Origin of the sequence: Candidatus Brevundimonas phytovorans (assembly GCA_029203145.1) — a bacterium.
GTDB classification, from domain to species: Bacteria; Pseudomonadota; Alphaproteobacteria; order Caulobacterales; family Caulobacteraceae; genus Brevundimonas; species Brevundimonas phytovorans.
The window spans coordinates 1,974,908-1,999,464 of the sequence record CP119309.1 but is presented as its reverse complement, the minus strand read 5'-3'; the positions used below and the strand labels follow the sequence as shown (position 1 = coordinate 1,999,464).

Annotated in this window: 21 protein-coding genes; 9 read left to right on the top strand and 12 right to left on the bottom strand. The window is 68.1% G+C overall.

What is annotated here, in order from left to right; translation table 11 throughout:
- The first annotated feature begins 7 nt into the window (after positions 1 to 7).
- The 5 genes from P0Y52_09870 (at position 8) to P0Y52_09850 (ending at position 6,221) form a co-directional block, all read left to right on the top strand.
- On the top strand, positions 8 to 1,303 hold the full coding sequence (locus P0Y52_09870) for a cytochrome b N-terminal domain-containing protein (protein ID WEK56855.1): 1,296 nt from the start codon (positions 8 to 10) through the stop codon (positions 1,301 to 1,303).
- Positions 1,304 to 1,308: 5 nt separating this feature from the next.
- Entirely contained in the window at positions 1,309 to 2,184 is an 876-nt protein-coding gene (locus P0Y52_09865) for a cytochrome c1 (GenBank protein ID WEK56854.1), read from the top strand.
- Between the two features lie 140 nt (positions 2,185 to 2,324).
- Positions 2,325 to 3,977, top strand: coding sequence for a M28 family metallopeptidase (locus P0Y52_09860; protein ID WEK56853.1), 1,653 nt, complete (start codon positions 2,325 to 2,327; stop codon positions 3,975 to 3,977).
- Between the two features lie 114 nt (positions 3,978 to 4,091).
- A complete protein-coding gene (locus P0Y52_09855; protein ID WEK56852.1) occupies positions 4,092 to 5,702 on the top strand; it encodes a M28 family peptidase in 1,611 nt (536 codons plus the stop codon).
- Between the two features lie 42 nt (positions 5,703 to 5,744).
- Positions 5,745 to 6,221, top strand: coding sequence for a hypothetical protein (locus tag P0Y52_09850; GenBank protein WEK56851.1), 477 nt, complete (start codon positions 5,745 to 5,747; stop codon positions 6,219 to 6,221).
- A 4-nt stretch (positions 6,222 to 6,225) separates the two neighbouring features.
- Here P0Y52_09850 and P0Y52_09845 read toward each other — a convergent pair whose 3' ends face one another.
- The 6 genes from P0Y52_09845 to P0Y52_09820 form a co-directional block, all read right to left on the bottom strand.
- On the bottom strand, positions 6,226 to 7,497 hold the full coding sequence (locus P0Y52_09845; GenBank protein WEK56850.1) for an aminotransferase class I/II-fold pyridoxal phosphate-dependent enzyme: 1,272 nt from the start codon (positions 7,495 to 7,497) through the stop codon (positions 6,226 to 6,228).
- A 131-nt stretch (positions 7,498 to 7,628) separates the two neighbouring features.
- On the bottom strand, positions 7,629 to 8,726 hold the full coding sequence (gene ychF, locus P0Y52_09840) for a redox-regulated ATPase YchF (protein WEK56849.1): 1,098 nt from the start codon (positions 8,724 to 8,726) through the stop codon (positions 7,629 to 7,631).
- A 109-nt stretch (positions 8,727 to 8,835) separates the two neighbouring features.
- Positions 8,836 to 9,318, bottom strand: coding sequence for a copper chaperone PCu(A)C (locus P0Y52_09835; protein WEK56848.1), 483 nt, complete (start codon positions 9,316 to 9,318; stop codon positions 8,836 to 8,838).
- A gap of 14 nt (positions 9,319 to 9,332) precedes the next feature.
- The gene (locus P0Y52_09830; protein ID WEK56847.1) at positions 9,333 to 10,712 is read right to left on the bottom strand and encodes a PepSY domain-containing protein; all 1,380 of its coding nucleotides are present in this window, start codon (positions 10,710 to 10,712) and stop codon (positions 9,333 to 9,335) included.
- Entirely contained in the window at positions 10,712 to 12,790 is a 2,079-nt protein-coding gene (locus tag P0Y52_09825) for a TonB-dependent receptor (GenBank protein WEK56846.1), read from the bottom strand. The genes P0Y52_09830 and P0Y52_09825 overlap by 1 nt, the downstream gene beginning before the upstream one ends.
- A 75-nt stretch (positions 12,791 to 12,865) precedes the next feature.
- Positions 12,866 to 13,222: a hypothetical protein gene (locus P0Y52_09820; protein WEK56845.1), complete on the bottom strand. Its 357-nt coding sequence runs from the start codon at positions 13,220 to 13,222 to the stop codon at positions 12,866 to 12,868.
- Positions 13,223 to 13,379: 157 nt separating this feature from the next.
- On the opposite strand from P0Y52_09820, the gene P0Y52_09815 reads away from it, so the two are divergent.
- Both P0Y52_09815 and P0Y52_09810 read left to right on the top strand, forming a co-directional pair.
- Positions 13,380 to 14,789, top strand: a complete 1,410-nt coding sequence (locus tag P0Y52_09815; protein ID WEK56844.1) for a DUF4139 domain-containing protein — start codon at positions 13,380 to 13,382, stop codon at positions 14,787 to 14,789.
- A gap of 4 nt (positions 14,790 to 14,793) precedes the next feature.
- Positions 14,794 to 16,398: a DUF4139 domain-containing protein gene (locus P0Y52_09810; protein ID WEK56843.1), complete on the top strand. Its 1,605-nt coding sequence runs from the start codon at positions 14,794 to 14,796 to the stop codon at positions 16,396 to 16,398.
- 156 nt (positions 16,399 to 16,554) lie between these two features.
- Here the strand turns inward: P0Y52_09810 and pth are convergent, their stop codons facing one another.
- The 4 genes from pth to P0Y52_09790 all read right to left on the bottom strand — a co-directional run bounded on the left by pth (position 16,555) and on the right by P0Y52_09790 (position 20,123).
- A complete protein-coding gene (gene pth / locus P0Y52_09805; protein ID WEK56842.1) occupies positions 16,555 to 17,172 on the bottom strand; it encodes an aminoacyl-tRNA hydrolase in 618 nt (205 codons plus the stop codon).
- A 126-nt stretch (positions 17,173 to 17,298) separates the two neighbouring features.
- Entirely contained in the window at positions 17,299 to 17,901 is a 603-nt protein-coding gene (locus tag P0Y52_09800) for a 50S ribosomal protein L25/general stress protein Ctc (protein ID WEK56841.1), read from the bottom strand.
- Positions 17,902 to 18,047: 146 nt separating this feature from the next.
- Positions 18,048 to 19,079: a hypothetical protein gene (locus P0Y52_09795; protein WEK56840.1), complete on the bottom strand. Its 1,032-nt coding sequence runs from the start codon at positions 19,077 to 19,079 to the stop codon at positions 18,048 to 18,050.
- Positions 19,080 to 19,187: 108 nt separating this feature from the next.
- Positions 19,188 to 20,123 carry a ribose-phosphate pyrophosphokinase gene (locus tag P0Y52_09790; GenBank protein WEK56839.1) on the bottom strand — a complete coding sequence of 312 codons (936 nt, stop codon included), beginning with the start codon at positions 20,121 to 20,123 and terminating at the stop codon, positions 19,188 to 19,190.
- 205 nt (positions 20,124 to 20,328) lie between these two features.
- Here P0Y52_09790 and P0Y52_09785 point away from each other — a divergent pair, with 205 nt between their 5' ends.
- A complete protein-coding gene (locus P0Y52_09785; protein ID WEK56838.1) occupies positions 20,329 to 21,180 on the top strand; it encodes an outer membrane protein assembly factor BamD in 852 nt (283 codons plus the stop codon).
- A 118-nt stretch (positions 21,181 to 21,298) separates the two neighbouring features.
- The gene (recN, locus tag P0Y52_09780) at positions 21,299 to 22,996 is read left to right on the top strand and encodes a DNA repair protein RecN (protein WEK56837.1); all 1,698 of its coding nucleotides are present in this window, start codon (positions 21,299 to 21,301) and stop codon (positions 22,994 to 22,996) included.
- 50 nt (positions 22,997 to 23,046) lie between these two features.
- On the opposite strand, the gene P0Y52_09775 is transcribed toward recN, so the two are convergent.
- Positions 23,047 to 23,967, bottom strand: coding sequence for a cobalamin biosynthesis protein CbiG (locus P0Y52_09775; protein WEK56836.1), 921 nt, complete (start codon positions 23,965 to 23,967; stop codon positions 23,047 to 23,049).
- 71 nt (positions 23,968 to 24,038) lie between these two features.
- A complete protein-coding gene (locus P0Y52_09770) occupies positions 24,039 to 24,554 on the bottom strand; it encodes a hypothetical protein (protein WEK56835.1) in 516 nt (171 codons plus the stop codon).
- Positions 24,555 to 24,557 lie beyond the last annotated feature (3 nt).

The window sequence follows — 24,557 nt, the reverse complement described above, 5'->3', positions numbered from 1 at the left end:
AGGACCCATGAGCGATCACGAATCCACCTACGTCCCCAAAACCGCGATTGAGCGGTGGATGGACACCCGCCTGCCGATCATCCGTTTCGGCATGGACTACGCCAACCTGCCGACCCCCCGTAACCTGAACTACTGGTGGACCTTCGGCGGCATCCTGGCCCTGTGCCTGATGACGCAGATCATCACCGGCATCGTTCTGGCCATGCACTATACGCCGAACACGGCCCTGGCCTTTGAATCGGTCGAGCGCATCATGCGCGACGTCAACGGCGGTTGGCTGATCCGCTACGTGCACGCCAACGGCGCGTCGATGTTCTTCATCGCCGTCTATCTGCACATGCTGCGCGGTCTCTACTACGGTTCCTACAAGGCGCCGCGCGAGATGATCTGGATCGTCGGCTGCCTGATCTTCTTCCTGATGATCGCCACCGCCTTCCTGGGCTACGTCCTGCCCTGGGGCCAGATGTCCTTCTGGGGCGCTGAGGTCATCACCAACCTGATCGGCGCCATTCCGGTCATCGGCGAGCCGATCCTGATCTGGCTGCGCGGCGGCCCGGCGATCGACAACGCCACGCTGAACCGCTTCTTCTCGCTGCACTATCTGCTGCCGTTCGTCATCGCCGGCTGCGTGGTGCTGCACCTTTGGGCGCTGCACGCCGCCGGTCAGAACAACCCGGTCGGCATCCTGATCCCGAAGGACCGCCAGAAGAAGGACATGCTGCCCTTCCACCCCTACTTCACGGTCAAGGACGGGTTCGCCATCATCCTGTTCCTGATCCTGTTCTCGGTCTTCGTCTTCTATCAGCCGAACGCCCTGGGCCACGCCGACAACTACATCCCGGCCAACCCGCTGCAGACCCCGGCCCACATCGTCCCGGAATGGTACATGCTGCCGTTCTACGCGATCCTGCGCGCCATCCCCGACAAGTTCGGCGGCGTGGTGGCCATGTTCGGCGCCATCGGCGTGCTGTTCGTCCTGCCCTGGCTGGACACGTCCAAGGTGCGCTCGATGCGCTACCGCCCGACGATGCGCACCTGCTTCGTCATCTTCCTGGTCGTCTGCTTCGGCCTCGGCTGGTGCGGTGGTCAACTGCCGGACGCCCCGGTCATTCCGGGCATGCCCAGCTTCACCCTGGGTGACGGCAAGCTGAACTCCTACCTGTGGCTGACGCGCTTCCTGACGGCCTACTACTTCATCTTCTTCCTGGTGCTGATGCCGTTCCTGGGCCTGCGCGAGAAGCCGTTGCCGGTCCCGGCGACGATCTCCGAGCCGGTCCTGCCCGTCACCGAGCAGAAGGGCTGAACGCGATGATTTCGAACGAGAAGAAAACCGTGTCCTTCCGTAAAGTTCTGGTTTCCCTGACGGCCGCTGTCGGCCTGGTCGCCATCGCCGCTCCGGCGATGGCCGCCGGGGGCGCCAAGCATCCGCGCGAAGGCGGCTTCAGCTTCGAGGGGCCGTTCGGCACCTATGATCAGGGCCAGCTGCAACGCGGCTACAAGGTCTACAAGGAAGTCTGCTCCTCGTGCCACAGCATGAACCTGGTGCACTTCCGTAACCTGGGCGACAAGCACGGCCCGTTCTGGAACCCGGAGTATCCGAACCCGAACGACAACCCGGTCGTGAAGGCTCTGGCCAAGGAAGTTCAGGTCCCGGACATCGACAGCGAGACGGGCGAGGCGCTGATGCGCGACGCCACCACCGCCGACAAGTTCCCGTCGCCCTATCCGAACGCCACGGCTGCGGCCGCCGCCAACGGCGGCGCGGCCCCGCCCGACCTGTCCGTCATGGCCAAGGCTCGTCACGACGGCGCCAACTACATCTACTCGCTGCTGTCGGGCTACGTGACCCCGCCGGCCGGTCTGAAGATGACCTCGGCCCAGCACTACAACCCCTATATGGCGGGCGACCTGACTCCGTTCTGGGAAGGCAAGGGACACGTTCCTCCGGGCGGCTTCATCGCCATGCCCGCGCCGCTCCGCGACGGCCAGGTCACCTATGACGACGGCACCAAGGCCAGCGTCGACCAGATGGCCAAGGACGTCGCCGCCTTCATCGCCTGGACCTCCGAGCCCAAGGCGACCGAGCGCAAGCAGATGGGCTTTGGCGTGCTGATCTTCCTGCTGCTGTTCGCAGGGATCACCTACGCCAGCTACCGCCGCATCTGGAAGGGCGTCGCCCACTAAGGCGAACCCCTTCGAGACGAGATGACCCGCCGGGGCGATCCGGCGGGTTTTTTCATGCCTGGAGGCAGGAAAGGCCGCATCGACTCGGGGGATTTCGGCCGATAGGGTCCGGGCCTCTGTATTCGTCGAGGGGTCTTTCCATGCGTTTGATGTCGTCCGCCGCCGTCCTGTTGTTCGCCGCCGCCCTGGCTTCGGGCGCTGTCGCCCAGACGTCCAGCCCGACCCCCGACTTCGATGCGGCGCGCATCTCCAACGATATCAAGGTCCTGTCCGACGACAGCTTCGAGGGGCGCGGCATCGCCACCCCGGCGGAGCAGAAGGTCATCGACTACCTGAGCCAGCAATATGCGGCGGCGGGCTTCGCCCCCGGCGGCGAGAACGGCGGCTGGACCCAGGCGGTCGGCCTGAACCGCTTCACCGTCTCCAACGTCAGCGGCCAGATCAAGGTCGGCGACTGGACCCAGGCCCTGACGCAAGGCCAGCAGGCGACGATCACCACCCGTCTGCCCGGCAACGGCGTCGACCTGCGCGGCAAGCCGCTGGTCTTCGTGGGCTACGGCACGAACGCGCCCGAGCGCGACTGGAACGACTTCAAGACCGATGTGCGCGGCAAGGTCATCGTGGTGCTGGTCAACGACGCCGACTTCGAGGAACCGGCGCTGAACACCTTCGGCGGCGAGGCCATGACCTATTACGGTCGCTGGACCTACAAGTATGAAGAGGCGGCGCGTCAGGGCGCGGCGGGGGTGTTGATCGTGCATGAGACGCGGCCCGCCTCCTATGGCTGGACCACGGTGGCCAACTCCTGGTCCGTGCCGCAGTTCGACATCGTGCGTCAGAACCCGTCGGCCGAACGGGTGCCGATGGAGGCCTGGATTCAGCGCGACGTGGCTGTGGACCTGTTCCGCCACGCCGGGCTCGATTTCGAGCAGGAGAAGATCAAGGCCCGCAGCCGCGACTTCCAGCCGGTCGAGCTGAAGGGCGCGACCATCGACGCCAAATTCGACGTGAAGACCGATCAGATCACCACCCACAACGTCCTGGCCAAGCTGGAAGGCGCGACCCACCCGAACGAGACCATCCTCTACACCGGCCACTGGGACCACATCGGCATGGGCGAGCCGGACGCCAGCGGCGACCGTATCTTCAACGGCGCCGTGGACAACGCCTCGGGCACGGCGGGCCTGCTGGAGCTGGCGCGCCAGTGGGCCAAGGGCCCCAGGCCCGAGCGGACCATCGTCATGATCAGCTTCACCGGCGAGGAAAGCGGTCTGCTGGGCTCCGAGTTCTATGCCGCCAATCCGCTCTATCCGCTGGAGACCACGGTGGCGGGCTTCAACCTGGACGCGACCAGCGTGCTGGGTCGGATGAGCAAGCTCGGCGTGACGGGCTACGGCCAGTCCGATCTGGACGAGCGGGTCATTGCCCTGGCCGCGGCGCAAGGGCGCGGCTTTGAGGGAGACGCGGGCGCCGGCGCCGGCATCTACTTCCGTTCGGACCACTTCCCGCTGGCCAAGCGCGGGGTGCCGATGGGCTATCTGTCCTCGACCGGCGACTATGTGGACGAGCCGATCGCGCCGCGCCTGGCCGCCGCAGCGGAATACCGCGCCAACCGCTATCACCAGGCCGCCGACGAGTGGGAGCCGAACTGGGACTATGGCGGCATGATCCAGGATCTGCAGGTGGTCTTCGACGCCGGCCAGGCCCTGGCCAACAGCCGCGACTGGCCGCAATGGAAGGCTGGGTCGGAGTTCGGCCCCGCGCGCGCCGTCAGCGCGGACCAGCGCAAGTAGGCCGGGACGGCTCCGGTTTCGCGGAATATGACAAAACTTTAAGGGGCGGCCTCGCAAGGGGCCGCCCTATTAGTTTGGCTCAACAGCCCCCGTGGGGAGGGCTCGGGAGTTTTCATGCACCGCCAGTTCTTCAGCGGCGTCGCCGCCGCCGCGCTTTTATTCGCCGCCGGTTCGGCGATGGCCCAGGACTTTTCCGCCCAGCGTCTGTCGGACGACATCCGCACCATCAGCGCCGACGACTTCCATGGCCGCTATCCCGGCACGGACGGCGAGAAGAAGACGCTGGACTGGCTGCAGGCTCAATATGAGGCCATGGGCATGGCGCCGGGCGGCCCGAACGGACAGTGGCTGCAGGTCATCGACCTGAAGCGCTATACCCCCGTGGCTGACGCCTCAAAGGCCAGCTGGACCGGCGTCGACGGTCAGGTCCACGCCCTGACGCCCGGAAGCGACATCCTGCTGCGCGCCGTCAGTAATGACGGCCGGGCCGCGGTCGCCAACGCCGGGGTGGTCTTCGTCGGCTACGGCATCACCGCGCCCGAGCGCGGCTGGGACGACTACGGCGACGTGGACGTGACGGGCAAGATCGTTCTGGTCCTCGGCGGAGAGCCGGACGGCGACCTGTTCAACGGCCCCTACGCCACTACCTATCAGTCAGGCAGCTACAAGGCGGACGAAGCCAAGCGCCGGGGCGCGGTGGGGATCATCACGGCGTCTCGTTCCCTGGCGGCCGACATGAGCTGGACCCGCACGGCGCAGGGCAACAGCCGCACCCGCACGTTGACGCCGGGCGCGGCGGATCTGGAATTCTCGGGCGCCATCAACGCCGACGTCCTGAAAACCATGGGCGTGGATGTCCTTGAACTGGCGAAGCGGGCCGAGACCGGCGATTTCCGCGCCTTCGCTCTGCCGGGCATGACCCTGTCGGTCGAGACGGCCGAGACCATCGACACCTTGCGCACCCACAACCTGCTGGCCCGGATTCCGGGTACGACGCGCCCCAACGAGACCATTATCTACTCGGCCCACTGGGACCATGTGGGCGTCAACGAACACGCAGCGGGCGACGACAAGATCTTCAACGGCGCCTGGGACAACGCCTCGGGCACCATCGGCGTGCTGGAGATGGCGCGTCAGCTGAAGGCCGCGCCCGCGCCCGAGCGCACCATCGTCTTCGCCCACATGGCCGCCGAGGAAATGGGTCTGTTGGGCGCCTACGCCTATGCCGCCGATCCGGTCTATCCGCTGGAGACGACGGTGGCCGACATCAATATCGACATGCTGCCGCTGTCGGGGCCGACCCGGGACGTGCCGATCTTCGGCAAGGGTCAGAACAGTCTTGAGGACGATCTGGAGGCCCTGGCCGCGAAGGAGGGCCGCTATGTTTCGGACGACGGTCAGCCGGAGCAGGGCTTCTACTACCGCTCCGACCACTTCCCCTTCGCCCGCGCAGGCGTGCCGGCCCTGATGCCGTGGCACGGCGTGGACTGGGTCGACGGCGGCAAGGAGGCCGGTCTGGCGGCGTGGAAGGCCAAGTTCGGCGCCGACTATCACCAGCCCAGCGACGAATGGTCGGCCGACTGGGACCTGCGCTCGGCGGTCGAGAACCTGACCCTGCTGTATCGGCTGGGCTTGCAACTGGCCAACAGCGACGAATGGCCGACGTGGAAGCCGACCTCCGAGTTCGGTCAGGTGCGCGCCGCCAGCGACGCGGCGCGCCGCTAGAGCGGGCTCTGAACCGCCTGAGGGCTGCGGCGTTTGTCAGGGATGCGTTCTGACCTGACATTCGCCGCCGTCGCCTGCGTCATGGCGTTGACCGCCTGTGACCGCGACGGGGGCGTCAACCCGCCTACGGAGCCCGCCCGTCCCATTGAGGGGCCGGCGGCGGAGGCCCCGCCGACCCAGCGCCCGCCCGGCGCCGAATCCCTGCTGCCGGGCGCCGGTCCGGCAAGCTTCGTCGGCCGTTGGGCGGCGGAGGCGGACTGGTGCTTCAACCCGCGCGGCGACCGCCAGCCCATCGAGATCACCACGACCGAGTTGCGCGGCTATGAAAACCGTTGCGACCTCCAGCGCATCACCGAGATCAGCACTGGCTATGAGGTCGCGTTGAAGTGCGACGGCGAGGGGCAGGCGCGCTACGAGCGGGTGCGTCTGGCCGCCACGGACCGCACCCTGGTCCTGACCTGGATGGACCGCAACGACCAGGCGGTGCGGCTGATCCGCTGCACCACCCTGGCCGACTGAGGCGTCAGACCGCCGCCAGGGCCTGTTCCAGATCCGCGATGAGGTCATCGATGTGCTCGATGCCGACCGACAGGCGCACGGTGTCCTCGGTGACGCCCGCCTTCTTCAGCTCATCGGGCGACAACTGGCGGTGGGTGGTCGAGGCGGGGTGGCAGACCAGGGACTTGGCGTCCCCGATATTGACCAGTCGGGTGAACAGCTTGACCGCGTCCTGGAAGCGGCCGCCGGCCTCGCGTCCGCCCTCTACGCCAAAGGTCAGCAGACCTGAGGCCTTGCCGCCGAAATACTTCTGGATCAGGGCGTGGCCGGGGTGGTCGGGCAGACCGGCGTAGTTGACCCACTTCACCTTGGGGTGGGCCTTCAGATACTCAGCCACGGCTGTGGCGTTCTCGACGTGCCGGTCCATGCGCAGGGCCAGGGTCTCCAGCCCTTGCAGGATCAGGAAGCTGTTGAAGGGCGAGATGGCCGCGCCGGTGTTCCGCAGCAGCACGGTCCGCACGCGCCCGATATAGGCCGCCGGGCCAAGCGCCTCGGTATAGACCACGCCGTGGTAGCTGACCTCGGGCTCGTTCAGGCGGCGGAAGCGCGCCTTGTGCTCGGCCCAGGGGAATTTGCCGCTGTCGATGATGGCCCCGCCGATGCTGGTGCCGTGGCCGCCGATGTATTTGGTCAGGGCGTGGACGACGATGTCGGCGCCGTGCTCGATGGGCCGGGTCAGGTAGGGGGTCGGCACGGTGTTGTCGACGATCAGCGGCAGGCCCTGGGCGTGCGCCGCGTCGGCGAGAGCAGCGAAGTCCACCACATTGCCCAGCGGATTGCCGATGGACTCGCAGAAGACCGCCTTGGTCCGCTCGTCGGTGTTGGCGGCGACGGCGGCGATGTCGTCGGCGTCGATGAAGCGCACCTCGATGCCGTACTGGGGCAGGGTGTGGGCGAACAGGTTGTAGGTGCCGCCATAGAGGGTGCCGGTGGCGATGATGTTGTCGCCGGCCTCGGCGATGGTCAGGATGGCGTAGGTGATGGCCGCCATGCCCGAGGCCACGGTCAGGGCCGCGATCCCGCCCTCCAGCGCCGCCAGACGCTGCTCCAGCACGTCGGACGTCGGGTTCATGATCCGGGTATAGATATTGCCCGCCACCTTCAGGTCGAACAGGTCGGCCCCATGCTGGGTGTCGTCGAAGGCGTAGCTGGTGGTCTGATAGATCGGCACCGCCACCGACTTGGTCGTCGGGTCGGGCGTATAGCCGGCGTGGACGGCGAGCGTGTCGAACTTCATGGCGTAATCCCGGGGAGTCTGACGCGGAAACCGCGCCTTCATTCCCCGAGGCTAGCAAACCCCAGACAGCAATGGGATTTCAGATTTTCTGCGGGGCCGGTCAGATTTTCTAATCGCGCCCCGCAGCTGGATCAGTTGTTGAACAGGAAGTGCATCACGTCGCCGTCCTTGACGACATAGGCCTTGCCTTCGGCGCGCATCTTGCCGGCTTCCTTGGCGCCCGCTTCGCCCTTCAGGGCGACGAAGTCGTTGAAGGCGATGGTTTCGGCGCGGATGTAGCCCTTTTCGAAGTCGGTGTGGATCACGCCGGCGGCTTGCGGGCCGGTGGCGCCGACGGGGATGGTCCAGGCGCGGGCTTCCTTGGGGCCGACCGTGAAGTAGGTCTGCAGGCCCAGCAGCTTGTAGGCCTCGCGGATCAGACGGTTCAGGCCGGGCTCTTCCAGACCCAGGGTCTCGAGGAACTCCTTTTGCTCCTCGTCGTCCAGGACGGCGATTTCGGACTCGATCTGGGCCGAGATGACCACCGAGTTGGCGTTGTCCTCGGCGGCGCGCTTGGCCACCAGGTCGGACAGCTCATTGCCCTTGTCAGCCGAGGCCTCGTCGACGTTGGCGACGTAGAGGGCGGGCAGGGAGGTCAGAAGCTGCAGCATGTGCCACGCCTTCTCGTCTTCCTTGTCGATCTGGGCCACGCGGGCAGGCTTGCCGGCGCGCAGAGGCGTCAGGGCCAGGTTGATCAGGCGCAGCGTCTGCTGGGCGTCCTTGTCGCCGCCCTTGGCCTTCTTCTCGACGTTGACGACGCGCTTCTCGAGGCTTTCGAGGTCGGCCAGCATCAGTTCGGTCTCGATGATCTCGAGGTCCGAAATGGGGTCGATGCGGTTTTCGACGTGGGTGATGTCGTCATCGACGAAGCAGCGCGCGACAAAGGCCACGGCGTCGCAGTCGCGGATGTTGGCCAGGAACTGGTTGCCCAGGCCTTCGCCCTTGGACGCGCCCCGCACCAGACCGGCGATGTCCACGAAGGTGATCCGCGAGGGGATGATCTCCTTGGACCCGGCGATGCCGGCCAGCACCTCCAGGCGCGGCTCCGGGACCGCCACGTCGCCGGTGTTCGGCTCGATGGTGCAGAACGGATAGTTGGCGGCCTGAGCCGCCGCCGTCTTGGTCAGGGCGTTGAACAGGGTGGACTTGCCGACGTTGGGCAGGCCGACGATCGCGACTTTAAGAGCCATGGGATTCCTCGTGAGCGCGAGCCTTTAGCCGGTTCGGGCCTGTTTGTCAGGTGCGGCGGCGCCACGGCCCTTCCTCCCCGCGCGGCGGGGAGGAAGGACGCGTGTCCGACTACTCCTGCGAATCCACCACCGGCGGCTGCTTGACCGCCGCGTGGACGCCGATGGCCGGGGCCTTTTCGAAGGTCAGGGTGAAGGAGGCGACGCCGCCGTCCACCAGCGGATCGCGCAGGCCCATCAGCATGATGTGCGTCGAGCCCGGCTTCAGCTCGACCTTCTGACCGGCAGGCAGGGGCAGGCCGTCCTTCAGCTCGCCCATGCTCATGACGCCGTTCTCCATCTTCATCTCGTGGATCTGGGCGCTTTCGGCCAGAGCCGTCGAGACGCTGAGCAGGCGGTCGTCGGAGCCGGCGGTCAGGGTGACATAGCAGCCGCCGGCCTTGGCGCCGTTCGGCGTCGGGCGGCACCAGGCGTCGGCGACCGTGACGGTTCCGGGGACAGCGGCGGCCTCAGCGGGCTTTTCCGCCGGCTGACCGCAGGCGGCCAGGGTCAGGGCGGCGGCCGACAGACCGGCCAGGGCGAACAGGGATTTCATCGAGGTGTTCCTTTCTACGAGGCGACGGTCTTGGACCCGGCGAACGTCCGCACCGCTCGATCGAGCAGCAGGGCGGCCACAAGGCTCAGTCCCGTCAAGGGATAGAGGATGGACAGGGGAATGACGATGCACAGCACCGCCGTCCGGGCGCGAGCGCCGGGGGGCGAGGGCGGGGCGCCCAGGCGATGGCGCGACACGCTGGGCGGACGGCGCTTCCACCACATGACCAGGCCGCTGATCGCCAGCACCCAGACGGCGATGCAGCCGACCAGCATCAGGATGCGGTTGACCCAGCCGTACTGCATCCCCTGGTGGACGGCGATGCCCCACTCAAAGCCCTTGGCCATGACGCCGAACTGTTCCCAGCGCAGGTCGGCCTTCACCGCCCCGGTCGCGCCGTCCACATAGAGGCTGCGTGCATCCTCGGCCTGGTGCGTCTGGCGCGCGACGGTCCAGGCCAGGTCGGCCGATTGCGGGATGCTGACGGTGAAGGGGCGGGGCAGGCCCTGTTCACGCGTGGTTTGCAGCACGCGGCTCAGCCTGGGGGCTGCATGACCGTGAGCGGGCGCGGGCAGGACGGCCTTGTCCAGCGTCCAGCCCACCCCGGCCGGGGCGTCATGCGGCTTGGCGTGGCTCCAGGGGCTGGCGGCGGCGGGCGCGGGCGGACGGCCCAGACCCGTGCCGCGCATCACCCCCATGAACTGATCGCCCCAGACGGCGGACCAGGGCATGCCCGTCACCGCCAGGAAGATGATCACCCCGCCGACATAGAAACCGGTCACGGCGTGCAGGTCCCGCCAGAAGGGGCGACGACCCGCATCGGTTTCCTTCAGCCGCAGCACCGCCCCTGTTCTGCGGCGCGGCCACCACAGATAGAGGCCAGTGGCGCACAGGATGACGGCCCAGCCCGCGACGATCTCGACCAGGATGTTCAGCGCCTTGCCGACAGGCCCTCCGACCAGGCTGAGGGAATGCAGCGCCTTGATCGTCTCGGTCACGCCGCCATAGGCGGTGACGCCCGTGACGCGGGCCGTATGAGGATCGACGAAGACGGTCCGTCGCGAACCGTCCGGGCGATCCACGCGGATGCGCACGGCCTGATCGGATCGCGCCGGGACCAGGACATTGGCGGCTCGCCCCTGGCCGGCGACGGCCGCCGCCGCCAGCCATTGGTCGGGATCGGCCGTCTGCGCGCTGGCCGGGACCTGGATCATGGCGCGATATACGGCCTGATCGATCTCGTCCCTGAACAGATAGAGGCCGCCGGTCAGCGTCAGCAGCATCAGGAAGGGCATGACCAGCACCCCGGCGTAGAAGTGCCAGCGCCAGACGGCGCGATAGGCGCCGGACATCATGTCCGGCGCCTCGCCCCTGCTGTTGGCGGGACGGCCCATCAGTAGGCCAGCCTGACGCCGACGAAGACGGAGCGTCCCTCGCCGGGGAAGAAGACGGCGGTCGAAGTCGTGCGCGCGTCGGTCACGGCGGAGAACTCGCCGACGTAGCGCTCGTTCGTCAGGTTGCGGGCGTCGACATAGACCGAGGCGTGGGACCCGATGTTGAAGCCGCCGGTCAGGCCCAGAACGGCGTAGTCGGGCGCCTTCATCGTATTGGCGTAGTCGACATAGGGGCTGCTGATCCGCCACTCGACCGAAGGCGTGACGAAGACGCCCGAGGCGTGACGCCAGGTCAGCTCGGCCCGGTACTGATGCTCGGGCACGACCGGCAGGCGGTTGTCGCCCCAGCGCGCATCGCCGTCGAAGCGGAAGTCGCTCCAGTTGTACGTCTGGCGCAGCAGCAGGGAGCCGTCCGCCAGTTCGACGGGCAGGCGCCAGTCCAGACCGGCCTCGATCCCCTGGTGGAGGGTCTTGTCGGCGTTGAAGGTGGCGGCTGGGATGTCCGGGCCGGTGATGAAGTTCAGCATCTCGCCGTCGATCTGGCTGTGATAGGCGGTCAGGTCCCAGGCGAAGGCGCCGCGTCTGCCGCGCGTGCCGATCTCGGCGGTCCAGGCGTCCTGAACCTCGACCGGGACGAAGCCGGCCAGCGGGGCCTGCACAAGCGCCCCATAGGTCGGCGGCTCGACCGAGCGGGTGACGTTGGCGAAGACCTGGGCCCCGTCCTCATTTTCCCACAACAGGCCCAGACGCGGCGAGAACCAGTCGTAGTCGATGCTGTCGTCATTGGCCGGGGCCAGATGGTCGCGATAGTCGCGCGTGGCCCGCCCCCAGGATCCGCCCGCGACCAGGGCCAGCCGGTCGGTGACGAACAGGCGCCCCTCGGCGAAGACGTCGAGCCCCGTCGCCTCCTGCTTGCCCTTGGCCGTCAGGGCGCCGCGATTACCGGCGATGTTGACGTAGCGCAGGGCGTCCAGGTCGCCGTCACGCCAGCTGAAGCCATAGAAGGCGTCGGCGCGCAGGCCCGCGACCTGACCCGCCCAGTCGATGCGGCCAAAGGCGCCGCGCGTGGCGCTTTCCTGATCCACGACCTGGAAGATCGGGTGATAGAGCGACTTCTCCCAGCCCCAGACGGCGCCCTCGAACAGGGTGGATTCATTGAAGCGCCAGCGCGTCTGCAGCGTCAGGCGCTTGACCGTCAGGTCGCGGGCCTGATCGCCCGCGACGGCCGAGATCGAAGCCATGCGCGGCGTCTTCAGCGCCTGATCCAGCGTCAGGGCGCCGGGGATGTCCTGCTTGATGTCCGCCGCCTGGGCGATCAGGCGCACCTCGCGGTCTTCGCCGAACGAGCGCCCGGCGTTGACGGTCAGCCGGCCTTGCGACTGTTCGCTATGATCGCGCCAGCCGTCGCTCCGCATCCCCGTGACGGCGGCGTAGACGTCCCAGTCGCCGTGCGTGCGGGCCACGGCGGCGTGGCCGCGCGCAGAGCCGAAGCTGCCGCCTTCCAGCTGAAGCAGGTTCTCTTGCAGCGCCGTGCGGCCGCTCGGCGTCACCAGGTTGATCGCCCCGCCCAGCTGCGCCCCGCCGAAGCGAAGCGTGTTCGACCCCTTCCACACCTCGATGTAGCGGGCGCTCAGCGCGTCCACGCCCTGAAAGTCGGAGAAGCCGTCGGCGTCGGCGAAGGGGACGCCGTCCTGAGCCAGCAGGACGCCGCGCTGATGGAAGCCCTGGGCGATGCCCGAGCCGCGAATGGAGAGGCGGCTTTCCTCGCCATAGCGTTTCTGCGCCAGGACGCCGGGGACGTTCCTCAGGGTGTCGGAAAAGCCCTGGGCGAAGCGGTCGGCATAGCTCTCGGCCGAGACGACGGCCACGGCGCCGGGGGTGCGGCTGAGACGGTCGCGCGCCTCGGCCACGACGGCGGGGTCCTCGGCGTTGCGGCGCCCGGTGACGATGATGCTGTCGACGACGGTTGCCGGACCTTCAGCATTTGGCCCCTCAGCCTCGGAGGCATGAGCGAGGGCGGGCGCCAGGCAGGCGCCGATGAGCAGCGCGCACGGCGCCGTAGTGGTCTTGAAAGACATGAAACTGGGATCCTGAAAACAGAAATGCAGCCGCGCGGCCCGTCAGCAGGCGCGCGGCGTCGATAGGTCTGGTTTTCAGGCGTGGGGAGGCGCGGTGGACGGCGGGCGCGGCGGCGCGCGGGCCGGCGGCGGGGGACTGACGCGGAAGGGCGCATAGGCGACCGGCGCGACCATGCGGACGGCCGGAGCCGGCGCGGGCGCGGCCGGTTCGGGCAGGGCGGCCAGCAGGGGCATGACGCAGGCCGCGCACTTGGCCCCGACGTGCTGGTTGACCGGGCCGTCGACGCCGCCTGTCTGGATCGTCTGCGGCCCCTCGGCCGAGCAGATGACGATGGGCTGGCCGGGAACCGAGGCCGCCAGCGCCGCAAAGGGGAGCAGGGTTCCGATCACGATGGCGAACGTCGCGGCCAGGAAGGCCAGCGAGCGCGTCATCGACCAGTTTTCACTCTGGGACCGGGTCACAGGCCGGGGCTTAAACCTTCCCGCAATGTGAAGCCAGAGCCGTCCAGCGTGACGGGAGGCCGCACACCCTCGACAACAGCCGTTTCTCCGTGTCAGCGTGGCCCCCGAAACGCTCAGGGAAGATCTCATGATCCGCGCACTTGGACCCTTCGCCGTCGCCATGCTGCTGGCCGCGCCGGTAATGGCGCAACAGGTGGAGGAGGGGCCGGGCGGTCCCGACCGCGTCTCCCTGACCGTCTATAATCAGAACATCGCCCTGGTGGAGGACGTGCGGAACCTGAACGTGCCCGCCGGGCGCTCGCGTCAGGAGTTTCCGGGCGTGTCCGCCAGCATCCGGCCCGAGACGGTCGGCCTGTCGGGGCGCGGCCTGTCGGTGGTCGAGCAGAACTTCGACTATGACCTGCTGACGCCGGGCAAGCTGATGGAAAGCGCCGTGGGCGGCGACATCGGCATCGTTCGCACCAACCCCGGCTCGGGCGCCCAGACGACCGAGCGCGCCCGCGTTCTGGCGGCGAATCAGGGCGTGGTCTTGCAGATTGGAAACCGCATCGAGGTGCTGCGCGACGACGGGGTGCCGACGCGGGTCATCTTTGACCGGGTGCCGGAAAATCTGCGCCCGCGTCCGACGCTGAGCGTTACGCTGGACGCCGAGGGCGGTGGGCGGCGCGAGACGACGCTCTCCTATCTGACCGCCGGTCTGGCGTGGAAGGCCGACTATGTCGCCCGGTTCGACGAGAAGGCGGGCAAGCTGGACCTGACCGGCTGGGTGACGATCACCAACAACTCGGGCGCGACCTTCTCCAACGCCCAGACGCGGGTGGTGGCGGGCGACGTCAACCTGATCAACCAGGGCGGTTACAACCCGCGCGGCGTGGTGCGGCCCGGCCAGCGCGGCAACGGCACGCAGACGGGCGGGCAGGGCGCCCTGGCCGACGTCTATGTCTACCCGCTGCCGGAAGCCGTCACGGTCGCCAACAACCAGACCAAGCAGGTGGGCCTGATCGACGCGGCGGGCGTGCCGGCGACCAAGCGCTATCTGAATGTCATCGACGGCTTCCAGACCTTTGAGGAGCCGGTCGCGGCCGAGGTCGGCGTCATATTCTCGAATGGCTCGGGCGCCGCCGCCCGCGCCCTACCGGCAGGGGTCATGCGGGTCTATGTGAAGGACGCGGCAGGCGAGCCGCGCTTTATCGGTGAGGATCAGGTCGATCACTCGCCTGCCGGGTCCGAGATCGTGGTCACGACGGGCGACGCCTTTGACGTGACGGTGCAGCCGCGCCTGGTCTCGTCCGAGCGCACGTCCAAGCGCCTGGTGGACTATTTCCGCACCCGCTATGCGATGGAATACACCGTTCGCAACGCACGGCCGGAGCCGGTGACGGTCGAGGTGCGCCAGCGCGGTCTGGGTCGTGACACGGAACTGAGCGAGCAGAGCATCGCGGGCGAGATGCGCGACGCCCGCACTGTCGTCTGGCGCGTGCCTGTGCCGGCCAACGGCGAGACCAAGCTGACCGCGACCATCACCACGGGCGGCTGATCCCATGCGCCGCCTTCTGGCGATCACCACGGCCCTGACCGTCCTGGCGCCCTCCGTCTGGGCGCAGACCGAAAGCGTCTCCGCGCGCCCGGACACGGCGACCGTGGTCATCTACCGTGACCAGCCGGTCGATACGGTTCAACTGATGGCGCAGTCGCGTCAGCCCTGGAGCCGGCTGGATCGTGAAGGGCTGGCCCTGATCGTCGAGACGCGGACAGTGGACCTGCCGGCGGGCGAGGGGATCATCCGCTTTCGGGGGCTGGCCACCGGCGTCGTGCCGCAGAGCGCGGTGCTGGAGGGCCTGCCCGCCCATGTGGTCGAGCGCAACGCCGACTTCGACCTGCTGTCGCCCGCCAGCCTGATGGAGAAATCCGTGGGCGAGGTGGTGCGGGTCGTCCGCACCAATCCCGCGACCGGCGAACAGGTGGAAAAGGCCGCCGTGATCCGCGCAGGCGCGCAAGGCACGGTGCTGGAGATCGACGGCCGGTTCGAGGCCCTGGACTGTTCCGGCCAGACCGAGCGCGTCATCTTCGACCGCGTGCCCGAGGGGCTGGGCGACCAGCCGGTGCTGTCGGTTCGCACGCGGGCCGAGCGGGCCGGGCGGCACACCGTCACCCTGGCCTATCTGGCGACGGGGCTGCAGTGGTCGGCCGACTATGTGGCGCGTCTGGACCCCGCCGACGGCACGCTGGAACTGACCGGCTGGGTGACGCTGGCCAACTTTGGCGGGACGGGCTTCCCCGACGCGCCGGTGCAGGTGGTGGCCGGGACGCTGAGGAAGGACGACGGCACCGTGCCGGTCGAGCCGATGGTTCGCTATCAGCAGAACCAGTGCTGGCCGCAGGGGACGACGACCTTCGGATCGGGCGAGAGCTATGGAATTCCACCGCCGCCGCCGCCCGCGCCACCCCCACCGCCGATGATGATGGCGGCGCCGGTTGCCATGCGCGCCGCTGTCGAGGACGTCATCGTCACCGGCAGTCGCGTCGCGCGTCAGGGCGAACTGGGCGACTACAAGATCTACACACTGCCGGAGCCGACCACGGTGGCCGCGCGCCAGACCAAGCAGGTGCGGTTCCTGGAGCGCGAGGGGGTGGCCTATGAACGCGTCTATCGTGCGAACGTGCTGAGCGCCGACGACGAATCGCGGTCGTCCGAGATCATCCTGAAACTGAAAAATGAAGAAGCCGCCGGGCTCGGCCTGGCCCTGCCGGGCGGCTCGGTGGCGGTCATGCAGCCGGATGGGGCGGGCGGCGTCCTGCTGGCGGGTCAGGACCGTTTCGAGGACAAGGGCGTGGGTCTGCCCGTGCGCCTGACCTTTGGCCTGTCGCCCGACGTGCGGGTGCAGACGCGGCTGGTGAAGTCGAGCAGCACCACGCGCGGGGCGGTGACGACGGAACGGTCGGAGGTCGAGACCACCGTCACCAACGCCCGCGCCGAGCCCGTCACCGTCGAACTGGTCGCAGACGCGGCGATGTCGCGCGGCTTCCGTATCCGCAGCCAGTCGATCCGCAGCCGCATCGACGACACCGGCTTTCCGGTCTGGACCCTGACCGTCCCCGCCAATGGCGCGGCGACGCTGAAGGCGGCGTGGACGACGACGGATTGAAGCATCTTCTTTCCTCCCCATTCCATGGGGAGGTGGCGCGGGCGCGCCAGCGGCCGTGACGGAGGGGGCGACTCGACGGTGGGCGTTTGTGTCGCCCCCTCCACCGCTACGCGGTCCCCCTCCCCATGGAATGGGGAGGAAAGCAGGAGCGTCTGCCTACTCCCCGCGCGCCGCCTGACGCGGGCTGAACTTCGGCGCCGGTGCCAGACGCATGACTTCGCCCTGATAGCGTTCGTCGTCGCCGGCCACGGCGAAGGGCAGGGCGTCGGCGCAGGCTTGCAGCAGGGCGTCCAGCCAGGGCTTCTCAGCCTTGTGGAAGTCGCCCAGGACGTGGGGCATGACCAGATGGCTCTCACCCGGATGGCCGACGCCCATCCGGCCCCGGCGGAAGTCGGCGCCCAGGTGGCTGATCAGGCTGCGGACGCCGTTCTGGCCCGCCGCGCCGCCGCCGGTCTTCATGCGGAAGCGGCCGGGGGCCAGGTCGATCTCGTCGTGGAAGACGATGATCTCGCTGGGTTTGATCTTGTAGAAGCGCGCCGCCTCGCCGACCGCGCGGCCGCTCTCGTTCATATAGGTCTGGGGCTTCATCAGCAGGACCTTGACCGGGCCGTCGGCGCTGTCGACCTCGCCCTCGCTGACGATGGACTGGAACTTGGCCCGCTCGGGACCGAAGCGCCAGCGGCGCGCGATCTCGTCTACAGCCATGAAGCCGATGTTGTGGCGGTTCTTTTCGTATTTGGGGCCCGGATTGCCCAGACCGGCGATGATGATCATGGGGACCTCTTGCCCTGTGCTCCGGGCAAAGAAAAGCCCCGCCGGGCGAACCGGGCGGGGCTGAACTTTTGGCGTCTTCCCTCAAGCCGCTTCGCGCCGTGCGCGAAGCGATAGGGAAAAATGCCCTTAGGCTTCGACGGTCGTGTCGCCGGCGTCCGACTGGCCAGCGGCCGAGGTCTTGATCGTGGCGATCATGAAGTCGCGGTCGGTGATGACAGCCGTCGCGCCCTTGGGCAGGACGATGTCCGACATGCGGATGTTTTCGCCGATTTCGCGGCCCTTCAGGTCAACGACCAGTTCGTCGGGGATCTGGTCGGCGGCGACCATGATCTCGACCGAGTGACGGACGACTTCCAGCATGCCGCCGGCGCGCGAGAAGGGCGCTTCGTCAGCGTTCTTGAAGTGAACGGCGATCTCGATCTTGACCGGGGCGTTGGCGTCAACGCGCATCAGGTCGAAGTGCAGCGGGCGGTCCGACACGGGGTCGAACTGAACCGTCTTGGCGATGACCGGCTGGGTCTCGTCGCCGTACTTCAGGGTCACAAGGTGGCCCAGCAGCTTGCCGGTGTAGAGGGACTTGCGGAAGTCCTTCTCGTTCACCGAGATCGAGACGGGGGCCTTGTCGCCACCGTACAGGATGCCAGGCACAGCGCCCGAGCGACGAACAGCGCGCGCGCTGCCGGTGCCTGCGCCTTCACGGACGTCAACGTTCAGAATGATCTCGGCCATCGGGCTCGCCTCAATAACAACAGATACGCCGCGCCAACCGGAGCCCGCGCGACGGGGTCATGAACCCTCGAATTCAAGAGGGCGGGCTATTACACGGATCAGGGGGGGGACGCAACCGCCCCGGTCTGTTTCAGCCCGCCAGCGCGTCAGTTCATGCCGCTTCCCGGCGTGGGATTGGTCTCTGCGACCGTTACGACCGGCGTCGTCGCGACCGGCACCGGGCCGGTGTACTGGGCCGTGCAGGTGGCCAGGTCGCGCACGATATGGCGTCCGGTGCAGAACATGTCCTCATAGCTGGGGCGCGACGCCGCCAGGCACTGGAACAGCATCAGCTTGGACATGTTGGTGCAGAATTCGGTGTTTGATTCGGCCGTCAGCGCGTCGGTGTTGCTCCGGGCGTCGTCTCCGGCGGCTCCCAGGGCGGCCAGGGCGGCGATGGCCAGAGAGTTGACCATGGCGGGGGTGAAGGGGGCCCCGCGCTGCGCCGGAGTCAGGTTCAGGCCAGAGCCGCTGTTGGCCGCGGCGAACAGGCGGGCGCTTTCCTCGGCGGACGGCAGTTGCGACACCGACAGGGACTTGGCGCCCTGCAGGCGTCCCTCGCGGTTGGCGATCGGCGTGACGGCCCAGCGGCGACGCGGGTCGCGGCGTTCCTGGATCGTATAGGCGTCGCCTTCCACCGCCTCGGCGATGGCGGTCAGGCTGGCGATGTCCTTGCCCATGGTCGAGGTGATCAGGCCTGCGGCGGCGTCTGCGCCGGGCAGGGTGGCGGCATAGGCCGGATCGGCCACCATGCGGGCGATCATGTCCTGACGCAGGGCGGGGGTGGAGGCGAACTGGCGCACCCCGGCGACATATTCGGGCGATTGCAGGGCCAGGATGGCGCCATAGGCGATCATGCCGCGCGACAGCTGGGCCGGCTCATAGGCGGCGCCCTTGCGGATCGCGGCCTGGATGGATTCGGCGTCGGGGAAGCCGGCCTGGATCGTCCCGACCTCGCGCACGAAGGCGACGTAGACCGAGGCGGCCTGGGCCACGCCCTCGTTCAGGCTGACAGCGGGAAGCGGCGTGACCGGCGGCGGCGGCGGCGCTTCCGGTTCCGGCGTCGAACAACTGGCCAGAAGGGCGGCTGCGGCGATGGCGGCGACGGACAGGCCGCGGCGCAAGAAGGCCTGGGACATCGGCGAAATTCCCTCAAATCAAACGCGGGGCGCGCCCCTGAAACCAGGGCAGGGCGCGCCCATGAAACTGATGCGACTTATATCGCTGAGGGAATGGTTATTCGAAGGTTAATCGAACAGCTTCGAGACCGATTCCTCGTTGGCGATACGGCGGATAGCCTCGCCGATAAGGGGCGCCACGGAAACCGTGCGAATCTTCGAGCAGTTCAAAACTTCGTCAGGCTGTTCGATGGAATCGGTGATCACCAGCTCCTTGAGCGGGCCGTTGGCGACGCGCTGGACCGCCGGGCCGGACAGGACGCCGTGGCTGATATAGGCCGAGACTTCCGTTGCGCCGCGGTCGATCAGGGCCTGGGCCGCGTTGACCAGGGTGCCGCCCGAATCGACGATGTCGTCGAACAGGATGCAGCGGCGGCCTTCGACGTCGCCGATGATGTTCATGACCTCGCTCTCGCCCGCCTTGGGGCGGCGCTTGTCGACGATGGCCAGGTCGGCGTCGAGGCGCTTGGCCAGCGAGCGGGCGCGCACCACGCCGCCGACGTCGGGCGAGACGATCATCAGGTCGTCGCCGCGCGGATAGTTGTCCTTGATGTCCTGGGCCAGGACCGGCGTGGCCACCAGGTTATCGGTCGGAATGTCGAAGAAGCCCTGGATCTGACCGGCGTGCAGATCCATCGTCAGGACGCGGTGAGCGCCGGCGCGGGTGATCATGTTGGCGACCAGCTTGGCCGAGATGGGCGTGCGGCCGCCGGTCTTCCGATCCTGACGGGCGTAGCCGAAGTAGGGCATGACCGCCGTGATCCGCCGCGCCGACGCCCGCACCAGGGCGTCCGTCATGATCAGCAGCTCCATCAGGTTGTCGTTGGCCGGATAGGAGGTCGACTGGATGATGAAGACGTCCTCGCCGCGGACGTTCTCCTCGATGACGGCGAAAACCTCGTTATCGGCGAATCGCTTCACCTGAGCCTTGGTCAGCGGCATGTCGAGGTGGGTGGCGATGGCCTGGGACAGGGTCCGGTTCGAATTGCCAGAGAGCAGCTTCATTACCGGTCATCCTTTTGCCGTCATCGCTGCGCCAATGAGCGCAGACGTTTCTGGACGCGCTCTTTAGCAGCGGATCGCCTCGCATCAACCCGTCATGACGGATTTCGCTGCATTGGCATGGTCGCAGTCGCTGCTATAGAGATCGCCGTAACGACAGCGGCGCACCGGGGGTGCGCTGTGACCAAGGCATCTTGAGAGGTCGCCCTTGCCCGCTTCGAAGTTCCGTTCCGGCCTGACTCTGCTGACGGTCGCCGTCGCCGCCCTGACGGTTTCCGCCTGCGCCGGGAACAAGCCGCGTCAGAAGCTGGCCTATGAAGAGCGTCCGGTCGAAGCGCTCTACAACACCGGCTATCAGCGCCTGCAGTCCAAGCGCTGGACCGACGCGGTCGACTATTTCCAGGAAGTCGAACGCCAGCACCCGTATTCGGAGTGGTCGCGCCGCGCGATCCTGATGCAGGTCTACGCCTATTATCAGAACAATAATTATCAGGACGCCATCGCAGCGGCTGACCGCTTCATCGCCCTGTTCCCCGGCAATCCGTCGGCGGCCTACGCCTTCTACATGCGCGCCATCTGCAACTTCGAGCAGATTGTCGATGTGGGCCGCGACCAGGGCTATGCCGAGGCCGCTCTGGTCGGCCTGCGCGACGTGGCGCGGCGCTATCCCAACACGCCCTACGCCACCGACGCGCGCGTCAAGATCGACATGGTCAACGACCAGCTGGCCGGCAAGGAAATGGCCGTGGGCCGCTTCTATCAGCGCGCCAACCAGCCGCTGGCGGCGCTGAACCGCTACAAGGCCGTGATCAATAACGAAGCCTTCCAGCGCAGCTCGCACACGCCGGAGGCCCTCTATCGCCTGGTCGAGGTCAATGTCGCCCTGGGCCTGAACGAGGAGGCGACGCGCAACGCCGCCGTGCTGGGTCACAACTATCCGGGCAGCGCGTGGTACGCTGAGGCCTACGCCCTGCTGACCGAGCGCGGGCAGCGCCCTGACGTCCAGCCCGAGGCCAAGCGTGAGAGCTGGCTGCAGCGCATCATTCCTGGCGGCGCCTGATCCGTCAGCGCCAATCGGGGGTCCATAGAGGCCAAGAGGGGGAACGCCTGCGGAAAGACGCTGCGTTCCCTTTCTGTTTCCGGCTACAGTGGGCTGTAAAGTCGAATCACGCTGGCCCATGCTGACCACTCTCTCGATCCGTGACGTCGTCCTCGTCGACGCCCTCGACCTGGAGGTCGGCGAAGGCCTGACCGTGCTGACCGGCGAAACCGGGGCCGGCAAGTCCATCATTCTCGACGCCCTGGGCCTGGCCCTGGGGGCGCGCGGCGACGCCGGGCTGGTGCGCGCGGGCGCCAAGCAGGCGGTCGCCACCGCCGTCTTCACCGCCCCCGACGACGAGGCCCTGATCGCCCTTCTGGCCGAGCGCGGCTTCGAGGTCGCGCCGGGCGAGGAACTGATTCTGCGCCGGGTCGTCTCGGCCGACGGCCGCAGCCGGGCCTACGTCAACGACCAGCCGGCGGGCGTGACCGCCCTGCGTGAGATCGGCGCCCTGCTGGTCGAGGTGCATGGCCAGCACGAGACGGTCGGCCTGCTGGACTGGAAGACCCACCGCGCCTTGCTGGACAACTATGGCGGCCTGCAGCCCCAGCTGTCGGGCGTGGCCGCCGCCGCCGACCGGCTGAAGGCCGCGCAGGGGCGTCTGGACGAACTGGAAGCCTCCGCCGCCGAAGCCGCCGCCAAGGCCGAGGAGATCGCGCTCAACCTGGCCGACCTCGACGCCCTGGACCCGCAGCCGGACGAAGAGACCGAACTGGCCGGCGAACGCGCCATCCTCGGGGCCTCGGAAAAGGCCGTGGCCGACCTGGCCGACGCCCGCAACCTGCTGGGCGGAGACAAGCTGAGCCAGCGTCTGGCCTCGGCCCTGCGCGCCGTTGAACACGCCCGCCAGCGCGCGGTTCAGGCGGGCGCCGAGGGCGACAACCTGATCATCATCAAGCTGGGCCTGGCCGCAGAGGCCGTGGATCGCGCCCTGGTCGAGGCGACGGAAGCCGTCGCCGCGGTGGACGCCGCCGCCGACGCCTTCGACTTCGAACCCGGCCGTCTGGACAAGGCCGAGGAGCGGCTGTTCAGCCTGCGCGCCGCCGCGCGAAAGCTGAACACCACGGTCGACGCCCTGCCGGGGCTGCGGGTGCGTCTGCGCGAGCAACTGCGCCTGATCGAGGACGGGGCCGAGGCCCTGACCAATGCCCGCCGCGACGTGGCCGTGGCGATCGAGGCCTATGACGTGGCCGCCATGCTGCTGACCTCGGCGCGCGAGGCCGCGGGTGATCGACTGACCGCCGCCGTCATGGGCGAACTGGGGCCGCTGAAACTGGATCGCGCCCGCTTCCGCGTGACCCTGGACCCCATCGAGAACCGTCGCGGCCCTCTGGGCGTCGAGACGGTGCGCTTCGAGGTCGCCACCAACGCCGGCACCCCCTTCGGCCCGCTGGACACGGTGGCCTCCGGCGGCGAACTGGCCCGCTTCGCCCTGGCCATGAAGGCGGCCCTGGCCAGCCGCGAGGACCAGCGCCAGCCGGTGATGATCTTCGACGAGGTCGATCAGGGCGTCGGCGGCGCCGTGGCCGAGGCCGTGGGTTCGCGCCTTCAACGCCTGTCGAGCGGGGCCCAGGTCCTGGTCGTGACCCACAGCCCCCAGGTCGCCTCACGCGGCCACACCCACTGGAAGGTCCGCAAGGCCGACCACGACGGCCACACCCGCACCTCCATCGACGTGCTGGAACCCCATCCCCGCCAGGAAGAAATCGCCCGCATGCTGTCCGGCGCCGAAATCACGGACGAGGCGCGGGCCGCGGCGCGGGTGCTGATCGGCTGATTGTCGCTCATCCCGGCCTTCGCCGGAATGAGGAGAAAGGAGGGGGCGAGTTAGACCCCCAGGATCCAGCCCTCTTCGCTTTCGACCTGCGCCACCAGGGCCTCGTCGGCCGTCTTCGGCGGGGCGAAGGCTTTTTGCAGGGTTCCCGCGTCGTCCATCTGGGCGAAGGCTTCGGCGGCGGTGCGGACCTGGGCCTGGGTCTTGTATTCCTTGACGCCTTCGCCGTTGATCTTGCGCTTGGCGTCGAACAGGGCGGGCCAGACCTCGACCACGACGGCCGACAGGGGCTCTACATCGGCCTCGGTCAGTTCACGCCAGCCGGTGTTGAAGGGCCAGACGGCGGCGGAGGCGCCCAGCTTGTCCAGCAGGCGGCGCAGCATGGGCACGCCCAGCAGGGTCAGGCCGCCGACAGCGCCCGCGCCGTGCATCTGCCAGACGCTCTTGGGCGGCAGCTTGTCCTTGCGCGCGGCCAGTTCGGTGGCGCGGAACTCCGGGATGTCGGCGCCGGCGCCTTCGGGCGGCTTGGTCGTGGTCAGCCAGCGCTGGGCCTGGCTGGCGGGCGCGCCCCAGAAGGGCCAGGGCTGGTCGGTCATCAGCCGGTTCATCTTGGCCGCGACCTGATAGCGGTTGTTGGTGTTGCCGGCCTTGTCGACGATGTTGGCGGCCAAGAACTTGCCCATGGCCTCCCACGGGCGGCCGTCCAGCTTGAGGCGCGCAGCCGTGCCGGCTGGGAAGCCGAAGTCGAAGTCGAAGCCGACCAGGACGCGGTCGCCGCGCTTGCGGTGCTCGGCCAGCAGGTCGGCGATCAGGGCTTCGCCTTCGGCGCGCGTGGCGACGTTGTGGGTCTCGGTATAGAGGCGGAAACGCACGTCGCGCTTGGCGACGCCGACCCACAGGGTCTGCTCGCCCAGCTTCTTGCCTTCGGCGGCGGTCCAGTCGGCGATGATGTAGGCGTCGAAGAGACGGGCCACGGCGGGCTCCTGAAACACAGTAAACAGTAGAGGCGGCTTCTAGCCTTCCGCAGCGGAGGCGGGAAGGGCGATCAGCGCTTCATCAGGGCTTCGACGTGCGACAACCAGCGGCGCCCCAGCCGCAACGCCTCGGTCGGCGACCCGGTGGAGGCGGGCAGGTCGGCGTTCCACAGGGCCAGTTCGAACTCGGGGCTGCGCGTGTCGTCGAACATCAGGCGCAGAACCACCTGTTCCGCCTCGGGCACGACGACGTCCAGATCCTTGCGCGCCAGGCCGCGCCGGGCGCGGGCGACGACATGGCCGTCGACGATGATCTCGCCGCCCTCGACCTCGTCGAAGGCATAGACCAGGCCCTGAGAACCGCGTTTCCACAGCACGACGACCTGACCGCCGTCGAAATCCAGACCCGCGGCGCGACCCTCGGCGGGGGAAAGGGCCTCAGTGTCGGCCTTGACGCCCAGCGTCTTCATCAGGGCCCGCTTCAGTCGTCGCTCAGGCTCCATCCACCAGGACAGCATCAGGGCGCCCGTCGTCAGGAAGGCGGCGGTCAGGGCGATCAGCAGGATGACCCTGAACGTCTCGCTCATGGG